The sequence below is a fragment of the Ferrimonas futtsuensis DSM 18154 genome, assembly GCF_000422645.1.
In the GTDB taxonomy this organism is placed as follows: domain Bacteria; phylum Pseudomonadota; class Gammaproteobacteria; order Enterobacterales; family Shewanellaceae; genus Ferrimonas; species Ferrimonas futtsuensis.
In genome coordinates, this window is record NZ_AUGL01000025.1 from 57,301 (window position 1) to 68,542 (window position 11,242).

Here is an 11,242-nt window from a genome sequence, read left to right on the forward strand (position 1 = left end):
TAGCGACCAATCTTGAACGGAACCCCATGACTCTGGAAATCGTCATCCTTGCGGCGGGCAAGGGAACCCGCATGCGCTCCTCTTTGCCCAAGGTGCTGCACGGCATCGCCGGTAAACCCATGGTTCAGCATGTTATCGATGCGGCAGCGACCCTGACCCCGGTAGCCACGCACCTGGTGTATGGCCACGGTGGCGAGCAGCTGCAATCGGCCCTGTCCCACAACCCGGTGAACTGGGTGCTGCAGGCGGATCAGCTGGGAACTGGCCACGCGGTGGACCAGGCCTCCGGCGACTGGAGTGACGACAGTAAAGTGCTGGTGCTCTACGGCGACGTCCCGCTGATTCGCAGCGAAACCCTGGAGCGATTGCTGGCGGTGCAGCCGGACAATGGCATCGGCCTGCTGACGGTCAAACTGGACGATCCCAGTGGCTATGGCCGCATCGTTCGTGATAATGGCCGGGTCACCGCCATTGTTGAGCACAAGGACGCTTCCCCGCAGCAGTTGGTCATCGACGAGGTCAACACCGGTATCCTGGTGGCCCCCGGCGGTGCCCTCAAGCGCTGGCTGGCCAGCCTCTCCAATGACAATGCCCAGGGTGAGTATTACCTTACCGACGTCATCGCCATGGCGGCTGCCGAAGGGGGGGTTGAAACCGCCCAGCCACAGAGCGCCATCGAGGTGGAAGGGGCCAACAACCGGGTACAGCTGGCCACCCTGGAGCGCGCCTTCCAGGCTCGCGCCGCAGAGCAGGCGATGCTCTCCGGTGCCACCCTGGCTGATCCTGCCCGCTTCGATGTCCGTGGTGAACTGAGCGTGGGCGAGGATGTGTTCATCGACGTCAATGTGGTGATCGAGGGTAAGGTGGAGATTGGCAACAAGGTCACCATCGGTGCCGGTTGTGTCCTCAAGGATTGCCGCATCGGCGACGGCTCCGTACTCAAGCCCTACACCCTGGTGGAAGAGGCCAGCGTCGGAGAGATCTGCACCGCCGGTCCCTTTGCCCGTCTGCGTCCCGGTGCCGAACTGGTCCACGACAGCCACATCGGCAACTTTGTCGAGATGAAGAAAGCGACCCTGGGCAAGGGGTCCAAGGCCAACCACCTGGCCTACATCGGCGACGCCAAGGTGGGGGAGAAGGTGAACATCGGCGCAGGCACCATCACCTGTAACTACGATGGGGCCAATAAGCACCTGACGGTGATCGAGGACAACGCCTTTATCGGTTCCGACAGCCAGCTGGTGGCCCCGGTGACCGTCGGCAAGGGCGCCACTGTGGCCGCCGGTTCCACCGTCACCAAGGATGTGGGCGAGGGTGAGCTGGTGCTGACTCGCACCAAGCAGCGCCACATCAGCGGCTGGCAACGTCCGGTGAAACAGCCGAAGTAGCATTTCAGACGGATTAACAAGCGGCCTATAAGGCCGCTTTTTTATTGGGGTCTCTTGCATATTTCGTAACCTAACTTATACTTCGAAACTTTCGTTGCGAAACTTATAGGTTGTCATGTCGAAACGTAACACCCAACAACGTCGCCATACCATCATCACCCTGCTCAATGAGCTGGGGGAGGTCAGTGTGGAAAGTTTGGCCCGGGAGTTTCAGACCTCTGAAGTAACCATTCGCAAGGATCTGGCCACCCTGGAGGCCAGCGGCCTGCTGCTACGTCGCTATGGCGGCGCGGTGCCCGTGCCCCAGGAGATCGTCAGTGACGATCCCGCCCATAAGGTGTCCAAGCGAAAACTGGCCATTGGCCAGGCCGCGGCGGAACTCATCGGTGATCATCAGAGGATTATCATCGATTCCGGCCGCACCACCGCCGCCATGATCCCCCAACTGGGCAGCAAGCGCGGCCTGGTAGTGATGACCAACTCCCTCAACAGCGCCAACGCCATCCGTGAACTGGAGAACGAGCCCACCCTGCTGATGACCGGCGGAACCTGGGATCCCCACTCCGAGTCGTTCCAGGGGCAGGTGGCGGAGCAGGTGCTGCGCTCCTACGATTTTGACCAGCTGTTCATCGGCGCCGATGGCATCGATGTTTCACGTGGAACGACCACTTTCAATGAGCTGATTGGCCTCTCCAAGGTGATGGCGGAGGCGGCACGCGACGTGGTGGTGATGGTGGAGTCCAACAAGGTGGGGCGCAAGATCCCCAACCTGGAACTGCCCTGGGAGAAGGTGAGCGTACTGATTACCGATGATGAGCTGTCCGATGAGGCGACGGCTCAGATAGAGATTCATGGAGTCCGGGTGATCCGGGCTTCCAGCCAAAGTTAATGGAGAAACAATTATGTGTGGCATTGTAGGGGCGGTAGCCCAACGTGATGTGGCGGAGATCCTGGTCGAGGGTCTGAAGCGCCTGGAGTACCGCGGTTACGACTCCGCCGGCATTGCGATCATCAACGACGGCGGTGAGCTGTCCCGGATTCGTCGTGTCGGCAAGGTTCAGGAGCTGGCCAACGCCCTGTCTGAGCAGCCGCTGAGTGGCGGCACCGGTATCGCCCACACCCGTTGGGCCACCCACGGTGAGCCCAACGAACGTAACGCCCACCCTCATCAGTCCAGCGGCGACATCGCCGTGGTGCACAACGGCATCATCGAAAACCACGGCCCCCTGCGTGAGCGCCTCAAGGGTCTGGGATACCATTTTGAGTCTGACACCGACACCGAGGTGATCGGTCACCTGGTTCACCATGAGCTCAAGTCCCACGACTCCCTGCTGGCGGCGGTGCAGGCCACGGTGAAGCAGCTGGAAGGCGCCTATGGCACCGTCATTACCGACCGTCGTGACCCCTCCCGGGTGGTGGTGGCCCGCTCCGGCAGTCCCCTGGTGATCGGCTATGGTGTGGGTGAGCACTTCATCGCTTCCGATCAGCTGGCCCTGCTGCCGGTGACCCGCCGTTTCGCCTTCCTGGAGGAGGGGGATGTGGCCGAGGTGACCCGTCGAGAGGTGAACATCTTCGACACCGAGGGTAACCCGGTTGAGCGTGAGGTGAAGGAATCCGAGGTGTCTCACGAAGCCAGTGACAAGGGCCCTTACCGTCACTACATGATGAAAGAGATCTACGAGCAGCCTCTGGCCCTGCAGCGTACCCTGGAGAACCGTCTCCAGGCCGGCATCGTCGCCCCCGATGCCTTCGGCGAAGGGGCCGATGAGCTGCTGGCCAATGTGAAGCATGTGCAGATCATCGCCTGCGGTACCAGCTACCACGCCGGCATGGTGGCCCGCTACTGGCTGGAGCAGCACGCCGGGGTCTCTTGTAACGTGGAGATCGCCTCCGAGTTCCGTTACCGCAAATCCCACGTGTTCCCCAACAGCCTGCTGGTGACCATCTCACAGTCTGGCGAAACCGCCGATACCCTGGCCGCCCTGCGTCTGGCCAAGGAGATGGGTTATGAGTCCAGCCTGACCATCTGCAACGTGCCTGGCTCCTCCCTGGTGCGTGAGTCTGACATGGCCTACATGATGAAGGCTGGTGCCGAGATTGGCGTGGCCTCCACCAAGGCGTTCACCGTGCAGCTGGCGGCCCTGCTGATGCTGACCGGCGCCATCGGCCGCCACAACGGCATGGGTGAGACTAAGCTGGGCAACCTGGTGCAGAGCCTGCAGTCTCTGCCCACCAAGGTGGAGCAGGCCCTGAGCCTGAACGAAGAGATCGAGGTGTTGGCGGAAGACTTCGCCGATAAGCACCATGCCCTGTTCCTGGGGCGCGGCGATCAGTACCCCATCGCCATGGAGGGGGCGCTGAAGCTGAAGGAGATCTCCTACATCCACGCTGAGGCCTATGCCTCCGGTGAGCTGAAGCACGGTCCGCTGGCGCTGATCGACGCCGATATGCCGGTGATTGTGGTGGCCCCCAACAACGAACTGCTGGAGAAACTCAAGTCCAACGTGGAAGAGGTGCGCGCCCGTGGTGGTCTGATGTACGTTTTCGCCGACAAGGAAGCCCAGTTCGAGTCCGACGACACCATGAAGGTGCTGCCGGTACCACACTGTGATGAGTTCATCGCTCCGGTGATCTACACCCTGCCCTTGCAGCTGCTCTCCTACTATGTGGCGCTGATCAAGGGGACCGACGTGGACCAGCCTCGCAACCTGGCCAAGTCCGTGACCGTAGAGTAAGTCGGATGGTCTGAGAAAAGGCGCCCCTTGGGCGCCTTTTTTGTTGGCTTGGCCGCGGACTATCCTTTGAGTTATGCAGCCAGACCCTCATGCGCCCCTGGGGCGTCACGTCACCCTCCGTTGTTACCGGGAGCTGAATGATTTCCTGCCCGTCGCATCCAGGGAGCGTCGTTTTCCGTTCAGGTTCCGTGGCCAGCCATCACTCAAGAGTGTGCTGGAAGGGGCGGGTGTGCCTCAGGCCGAGGTCGATCTGGTCCTGATGAATGGCCAATCGGTGGCACTGGACCACCCCATTGTCGGGGGGGAGCGGCTGGAGGTGTTTCCTCTCCTGGAGTCGTTGGAGCTCGATTTATTCGCGCCTCTGCGCCCCAGGCCTTTGCCCGATGCCTTTATCGTGGATGTGAATCTGGGCCGACTGGCCAGACTGCTGAGACTCTCCGGCCTGGACTGCCTCTATCGCCGTGACTTCGACGATGAGGAGATAGTCCGGCTTGCCTGTGAACAGGGGCGAGGCATCCTGACCCGGGATAAGGGGGTCCTGCATCGAGGGGCGGTGATTCACGGTTATTGGGTGCGCCATACCGATCCCGAGCGACAGTTGCTTGAGGTGATTCATCACTATCGCCTCGAGGGGCGGCTCAGGTTCTTCAGTCGCTGCACCCGCTGCAATGGCGTGTTGCATGTCATCAGCCGGGATGCGGCTCGCCAGAGGGTGCCTGCAGGAGCCTGGCGGGAACACCATCACTTCTTTGTCTGCGATGGCTGCGGTCAGGTCTACTGGCGTGGCAGCCACTATGAAGCCATGAACCAGACTCTGACGCGGCTGGGGCTGTTGCCGAAGAAGCAGGGGCCAGAGACTGGCCCCTGAAGGGGTTAGGACTTGGGCGCCATCTGGGTACGCAACCAGTGTTGTGCTCTGTCCAGGGCATCCATGGCGGGCACCTTGATGTCCGGCGCGACCCCGGTGCCCTCCCAGTTGAGCCCGCTGGCGGACACCACAGGCTTCATCAGGGAGAGTCGCAGCACCAGACGGTCGGTCACCTCCCGGACCCCGGCGTAGTAGCCAGCGCCTCCGGTGTTGTCGCCGATGACGGTTGCCCTGCCCCCCGCCTGCATGGTGGAGACAAAGAGTTCAGAGGCGCTGGCGGTGTCGTCACTGGTCAGCAGCACTACGGGCATCTTCTCCTGAAAGCGGGACAACTCAACAGGTTCGGCGCTGACCACATTGAGCAGCTGATGGTCACGACCATAGAGGCGCCAGAGTTCGGTGCCCTCCTTGAAGAAGTGACTCAGCAGGTAGCGCGCCAAGTCCGGCGAACCGCCCACGGTGTGTCTCATGTCGATGATCAGCGCGTCGGCCCGGGAAAGAAATCCCAGGGCCTGATCCGCCACCGTTTTGGCGTTCGGGTTGGGATGAAACTTGTTGAACTTGAGGTAGCCGATGTTGCCCCCAAGGTAGCTCACCTGTTCGAAGGCGTAGTTGTGGGTCAGCTTGCCAGGCGGGTGGCTGAGTATGTGGCTGGCCTGAACCTGAGGCTGTTTCACGTAGAGGCTGACGTGGGCATCTCCGGTGATCCGTCTGATCTCCTCCCCCAGGGTCTGGGCAAACTGCTCCAGTGTGGTGATCTGGTCGTAATGACCCGCGTTGCGGCGGGCTTTCAGGAAACTCTCCACCTCGTCCACCCTGTCGGGATTCAGGTAGTGATCCCTCATCACCGTCAGGGTCCGGGTTATCAAGGGATCCATGACGTCTGCGGACAGCTTTTGAGTCGACGCGGCCAAGGCTGGCAGACAGAAGAGGATCATCAGAAACAGTATCAGTGCCCGGGACATCAGCCGGGCGAGTTTTTTATTCAAAGTCATAAGTCACCAAAGTCGTAACACAGATAGAAGGGACCACGCTCTTCCAGGTGGCCAGGGTCCGGGCTGTCGGTGTTCAGACTTCGAAGGTGAGGCGGCTGCGATAGAGCAGGTTGGACTCGCGCCAGCCCGCCACTCTGTTGGGAGGCCAACGGGTGACCTGGAACCAGGGGGGCGGCAGTGGCTGGGGAGCCAGGTAGTGATTGGCGGCCAGGGGCTGAGCCTGCCAGGGGAAAGTGATGGGGAGGGGCTCTGTTCTGTCGAGCTGACGGGGATGAGAAAAGCTCGAGGCTCTGGGTGTTACCGCAGACACAAGCGCCTGTGCCTGCTCTGTTTGCTGCCACTGCTGCGAGCTGTTTATTCCGCTGTGGCCAGCTGTGCCTGCGAGGAACAGGGCGCACAGCAGCACCATCAACATGGCTAGCATGCCGCTGGCCAGCTGCTTCCGAATGCCTGATGCCCTGATCACCATTGCCCATCTCCCTTGGTTACCTATTCAGCATGGGGGTCCACAACCGGATTTTCAATAGCGGGCAGGGTTCGATAGACAGCGCTTATCCTGATCATAAAAAGGTTTCGTTTTACTCTGCGACACTTCGGCCTCACCATGCCGCCGATCGCCGGGAATGGGTCCCGATGGTGGCTGGGTGACGTTGGAGAAGGTTGTGACCGAGTCTGTATTGTCCCGGAAGGGTTCCGGGGTACTGGCTCCCATCGGGGGGCTGTTTTTGTTTGCTGTGGCAACTGGCTACCTGATGAGTATTTTGCCTCTGTCTGTTGCCGGGCTATCTATGCCCGCGGAGATGGCTGCCTGGCTGGCCAGCGCACTCTATGCGGGATTGCTGTTGGGGGCGCTGTGTGTTGAACCGCTGATCACGCGCTTGGGTCATCGTCCAGCCCTGATGTTGTCTTTGTTGGTACTGTCGGTCACGGTTGCGGTGATGGCCGCCCTGCCCCATCCACTCCTGTGGCTGGCAATGCGCCTGCTGGCAGGCGTTGCGACAGCCGGAGTCTTTGTGGTGATCGAGTCCTGGTTGCTGTTGGTGGAGGATGAACGTCAGCGAGCCGGTCGGCTCGGTCTGTATATGGCGGCGCTGTACGGGGGGAACGCCCTGGGTCAGTTGATGATCAACCTGCTTGGGGTCGGGGGAGCCTGGCCGTTGCTGGTGGTGATGGGGCTGATGTTGCTGGCGGCAGTGCCGCCTTTACTGAGTCGGGCCGGAGTTGTCTCACCCTTAGGGGCAGAGTGTCACAGCGAGCCCGTCTCCCTGAGAAGCATCAGCATGCCTGCGGTCCTGGGGTGCGTCATCTCCGGGCTGGTACTCGGTCCTCTCTATGGACTGATGCCGGTATTCCTTGATCAGCAGGAGTCGGTTGCCGATCTCACCGGGGTAATGATGGCCCTGGTGGTACTAGGTGGGATGGCGGTACAACCTCTGGGCAGCTGGATGTCTGCCCGCGTCGGCAAGACTCTGCTGATGGCTCTGTTCAGCCTGGCGGGTGTCATGGCGGCGGTGATTCTGGTGCTGGCGTCCACTCCTCTGGAGTTTGGTCTGGGGATGCTGTTGTTGGGGGCTTCGGCGTTTGTCCTCTACCCGGTGGCCATCAACCAGGCCTGTGAGGGCAGAGCCTCGGCTCAGATCGTTCGCATCACACAGCTGATGCTGATCAGCTACAGCCTGGGGTCGGTAGCCGGTCCGCTGCTGGTTCAGGCTATGGCTGCCCTTGCCATCGGGTTGCTTCAGTATCTCGGGATAGTGTTCCTGGCCACCTCTCTGTACATGCTGGTCAGTGCACTGCGACGGGCTCCGGCACTTCTGGAGCCGCCGGCGGGAATGGAGTGACCGATACGCTGTTCTGTCCTTGACTTAGGTGCTACCGTGGATGAAGCAAACCCATGGCAGAGACAGCGTATGACCAAGCTGCATAAGGCGTATATCGGTGGCCAGTGGCTGACGGGCAACCGGGGAAGCTTCGAGGTGGACGACCCCGCCACAGGGGAGAGTGTGGCCAAGGTCGCGGATGTCAGTCTCGATCAGGTCGAGCAGGCCATTGACGCAGCCAACCAGGCGTTTGAGTCCTGGCGCCGCCTCTCCGCACAGGAACGCGCAGACGGGGTACTGGCCTGGTACGACAAGGTCCGGGAGAACCGACAGCGGCTGGCGGAGATGATCACCCGAGAGTCGGGCAAACCGATCGCCGAAGCTCTGTCCGAGGTGGATTACGGCGCCAGTTATCTGCGCTGGTTTGCCGAACAAGGGGTGAGAGCGGGCGGTCAGACCCTCCCTACCCTGCCCGGAGGTCGGCGCCCCTTGACGTTAAAGCAGCCTGTGGGGGTGGTGGGCGTGATCACGCCCTGGAATTTTCCCCTGGCGATGATTGCCCGTAAGGCGGCGCCGGCGTTGGCGGCAGGCTGTACCCTGGTGATCAAACCGGCGGCGGAAACGCCTCTGACAGCCCTGCTTCTGGCCGAGCTTGCCGAGCAGGCGGGGCTGCCTGCTGGGGTGATCAATCTGATTCCCGGCACCGATGCCGCCGCCATAGGAAAGTGCCTGTGCACGCACTCCAAGGTGCGCAAACTCTCCTTCACCGGGTCGACGGCGGTGGGAAGAGTCCTGATGGCCCAGAGCGCCCAGAAGATCCAGAGGTTGTCGCTGGAGCTGGGGGGTAACGCCCCATTCCTGGTGTTCGATGATGCCAATTTGGAGGCGGCGGTGGAGGGGCTGATCGCCTCCAAGTTTCGCAACAGCGGTCAGACCTGCGTCTGTGCCAACCGCATCCTGGTTCAGCGTGGCATCTATGACTCGTTCATTGCCCGGTTGAAGACCCGCATGGCCTCGCTGACTCTTGGGCCAGGCGCCCTGCCTGGGGCCGATCTGGGCCCCTTGATCAGCGACAGGGCCATCGCCAGAGTCGAGTCTCTGGTCGAGCAGGCTTTGGAGGCCGGGGCCGTGCAAACCTTGGGGGCCGGTCGGGTTGGTGAGGGCAGCCGCTACCACTCCCCTACTCTGCTGGAGTCGGTGACCCCGGAGAACCCCATCTGGTCTCAGGAGATCTTTGGTCCAGTGGTGAGTGTGACCCCTTTCGACAGTGAAGAGGACGGAATCACCCTGGCGAATCACACCGAGGCCGGACTGGCCAGCTATCTCTTCAGTGACTCCCTGTCTCGGGCGATACGGGTGGCGGAATCTCTGGACTATGGCATGGTCGGCATCAATGAGGGAATCATCTCCAGCGCCACTGCCCCCTTTGGCGGCATCAAGAGCTCCGGCCTGGGTCGTGAAGGGGGTCAGGAAGGGATGGATGAGTACCTGGAGACGAAATATCTTTGTCTCGGCGGCATCGGGTAAGTGTGATCCAGCTAACACTTGCTCCACGTACCTATCATACCTTGGTCTCAATTAATAATGGTTTGTTAGAGAAAACTGATATAATCCGCACCGAGTTGTAAACATGGAAAGGTTTTGCAGTTATGGCCCCTCGTAATAGCGATGCGCAAGCCAAGCCCATCAAGGTGCAGGCAGCGGATCCCCGCAAGATGGACAGGTTCAACCCCGGCAACCGGATCTACGTTCGAAAATCCCTAGGTCAATGGACCACCTTGCGCCGTCAGATGGGCTGGGTGTTCATGATCCTGTTCCTGGGCCTGCCCTGGCTTCCCTGGGGGGATCGACCCGCGGTGCTGTTCGAGCTGGCCCAAAGAAAGTTCTATGTCTTCGGTCTGGTGATCTGGCCCCAGGATCTTCTGCTGTTGGCTTTCCTGTTTATGATTGCCGCCTTTGCCCTGTTTTTCTTTACCACCTACCTGGGCAGGGTGTGGTGTGGCTATACCTGTCCTCAGACGGTGTGGACCTTCATCTTTATCTGGATCGAGGAGAAGATGGAGGGGAGTCACAACAAGAGGATGAAGCTGGATAAGGCGCCCTGGAGTGTCGACAAGGTCAAACGCAAAGGCGCCAAACACGGGTTGTGGCTGCTGGTATCGCTGATCACCTCCCTGACCTTTGTCTCCTACTTCTATCCAGCCACCGAGCTCTATCTGGACTTCTTTACCGGCAACGCCAGTGGCGGCGTCTATTTCTGGGCCGCGTTCTTTACCCTGGCCACTTACGGCAATGCCGGTTGGATGCGAGAGATCATGTGTCTGCACATGTGCCCCTATGCCCGTTTCCAGTCGGTGATGTTCGATAAGGACACCTTCTCTGTGGGCTATGACGCCACCCGAGGTGAAAAGCGTGGCCCCCGGGGTCGTAAGCAGAAGCCCAAGGAGATGGGGTTGGGAGACTGCATCGACTGCAATCTCTGCGTCCAGGTGTGTCCGACCGGCATCGACATCCGTAATGGCCTTCAGTATGAGTGCATCAATTGTGGTGCCTGTGTGGAGACCTGCGACGACGTGATGGCCAAGATGGGGTACGACAAGGGACTGATTGCCTACACCACCGAGCGTAAGCTTGAAGGGGGCAGCAGTAACGTCATGCGTCCCAAGCTGATTGGCTATGGTATCGCCATGGTGGTGATGTGTGTGGCCTTCGGGGCGATGGTCAGTGCCATCAAACCCCTTGAGGTGGACGTCATTCGCGACCGCAACATGCTTTACCGTGAAACCAATGAAGGGCTGATCGAAAACGTCTATACCCTCAAGATGCTCAACAAGAGTGAGGCACCGGTAACCTTTAACTTGGATGTTGAGGGGTTGGAAGAGTATGAGTGGGTTGGACCTCAGCAAGTGGTGGTGGGGGGCGGCGAAGTCGCCAGTGTTCCCGTAGCCCTGTCGGTTGACCCCTACTATCTGAAAGATGCGGTTGTCGATATCGACTTCGTCGCCCGTGGAGACGTAGACCAGGCAGTGGTTACCGATATCCAGAGCTCGCGTTTCATCAGTGTGAGATAAAACGGTTAAAACTGTAAGAAAACGGGCCTTGTGCCCGTTTTTTATTCGAAAGGAATGTTTTTATAATTTTCCCCTTGCGTAACGAACTCAGCTCCCTATAATGCGCTCCCTGTCGACGGGGCAAAGCGGGTCATCAAACACCGCGCTGAGCAAAACATCGACACCCGGAAAAACCTTTGAAAATAGGGGTTGACGGGGGATGAGGAAAGCGTAGAATGCGCAGCCTCAGCAACGAAAACAACGTTGCACTGCTCTTTAACAATTAGTCAGACAATCTGTGTGGGCACTCGCGCAGGATTGATATCTCATATATCAATGTTGCACTGAGTGACTATAACAAGTTAATTCAGTAATTCATTGAGTCG

General features: G+C 59.9%; 9 protein-coding genes. 7 read left to right on the plus strand and 2 right to left on the minus strand.

What is annotated here, in order from left to right; all coding sequences use genetic code 11:
- The first annotated feature begins 26 nt into the window (after positions 1–26).
- The 4 genes from glmU (at position 27) to G505_RS21755 (ending at position 4,991) form a co-directional block, all read left to right on the plus strand.
- Complete coding sequence (gene glmU / locus G505_RS0115455; RefSeq protein ID WP_028110377.1) at positions 27–1,388, plus strand: bifunctional UDP-N-acetylglucosamine diphosphorylase/glucosamine-1-phosphate N-acetyltransferase GlmU; 1,362 nt, start codon at positions 27–29, stop codon at positions 1,386–1,388.
- A gap of 115 nt (positions 1,389–1,503) precedes the next feature.
- Positions 1,504–2,277 (plus strand): DeoR/GlpR family DNA-binding transcription regulator, encoded by a 774-nt coding sequence (locus G505_RS0115460; RefSeq protein ID WP_028110378.1) that lies wholly within the window; start codon positions 1,504–1,506, stop codon positions 2,275–2,277.
- A 13-nt stretch (positions 2,278–2,290) separates the two neighbouring features.
- Positions 2,291–4,123, plus strand: coding sequence for a glutamine--fructose-6-phosphate transaminase (isomerizing) (gene glmS, locus G505_RS0115465; RefSeq protein ID WP_028110379.1), 1,833 nt, complete (start codon positions 2,291–2,293; stop codon positions 4,121–4,123).
- Positions 4,124–4,196: 73 nt separating this feature from the next.
- Positions 4,197–4,991: a Mut7-C RNAse domain-containing protein gene (locus G505_RS21755; protein WP_051216307.1), complete on the plus strand. Its 795-nt coding sequence runs from the start codon at positions 4,197–4,199 to the stop codon at positions 4,989–4,991.
- A 5-nt stretch (positions 4,992–4,996) separates the two neighbouring features.
- Here G505_RS21755 and G505_RS0115475 read toward each other — a convergent pair whose 3' ends face one another.
- Positions 4,997–5,986 carry a S41 family peptidase gene (locus G505_RS0115475; protein ID WP_028110380.1) on the minus strand — a complete coding sequence of 330 codons (990 nt, stop codon included), beginning with the start codon at positions 5,984–5,986 and terminating at the stop codon, positions 4,997–4,999.
- Between the two features lie 73 nt (positions 5,987–6,059).
- Complete coding sequence (locus tag G505_RS0115480) at positions 6,060–6,455, minus strand: hypothetical protein (RefSeq protein WP_028110381.1); 396 nt, start codon at positions 6,453–6,455, stop codon at positions 6,060–6,062.
- A gap of 193 nt (positions 6,456–6,648) precedes the next feature.
- Between G505_RS0115480 and G505_RS0115485 the strand changes: the two genes are divergently transcribed.
- The 3 genes from G505_RS0115485 to ccoG all read left to right on the plus strand — a co-directional run bounded on the left by G505_RS0115485 (position 6,649) and on the right by ccoG (position 10,877).
- On the plus strand, positions 6,649–7,827 hold the full coding sequence (locus tag G505_RS0115485) for an MFS transporter (RefSeq protein ID WP_051216310.1): 1,179 nt from the start codon (positions 6,649–6,651) through the stop codon (positions 7,825–7,827).
- Between the two features lie 69 nt (positions 7,828–7,896).
- Complete coding sequence (locus G505_RS0115490; RefSeq protein WP_028110383.1) at positions 7,897–9,333, plus strand: NAD-dependent succinate-semialdehyde dehydrogenase; 1,437 nt, start codon at positions 7,897–7,899, stop codon at positions 9,331–9,333.
- 122 nt (positions 9,334–9,455) lie between these two features.
- Complete coding sequence (ccoG, locus tag G505_RS0115495; RefSeq protein ID WP_028110384.1) at positions 9,456–10,877, plus strand: cytochrome c oxidase accessory protein CcoG; 1,422 nt, start codon at positions 9,456–9,458, stop codon at positions 10,875–10,877.
- Positions 10,878–11,242 lie beyond the last annotated feature (365 nt).

What these genes read in the sequence shown, in the direction of transcription:
- glmU (WP_028110377.1), top strand. Translation starts at nt 27, where the DNA reads ATGACTCTGGAAATCGTCATCCTTGCGGCGGGCAAGGGAACCCGCATG.
- G505_RS0115460 (WP_028110378.1), top strand. Translation starts at nt 1,504, where the DNA reads ATGTCGAAACGTAACACCCAACAACGTCGCCATACCATCATCACCCTG.
- glmS (WP_028110379.1), top strand. Translation starts at nt 2,291, where the DNA reads ATGTGTGGCATTGTAGGGGCGGTAGCCCAACGTGATGTGGCGGAGATC.
- G505_RS21755 (WP_051216307.1), top strand. Translation starts at nt 4,197, where the DNA reads ATGCAGCCAGACCCTCATGCGCCCCTGGGGCGTCACGTCACCCTCCGT.
- G505_RS0115475 (WP_028110380.1), bottom strand. Translation starts at nt 5,986, where the DNA reads ATGACTTTGAATAAAAAACTCGCCCGGCTGATGTCCCGGGCACTGATA.
- G505_RS0115480 (WP_028110381.1), bottom strand. Translation starts at nt 6,455, where the DNA reads ATGGTGATCAGGGCATCAGGCATTCGGAAGCAGCTGGCCAGCGGCATG.
- G505_RS0115490 (WP_028110383.1), top strand. Translation starts at nt 7,897, where the DNA reads ATGACCAAGCTGCATAAGGCGTATATCGGTGGCCAGTGGCTGACGGGC.
- ccoG (WP_028110384.1), top strand. Translation starts at nt 9,456, where the DNA reads ATGGCCCCTCGTAATAGCGATGCGCAAGCCAAGCCCATCAAGGTGCAG.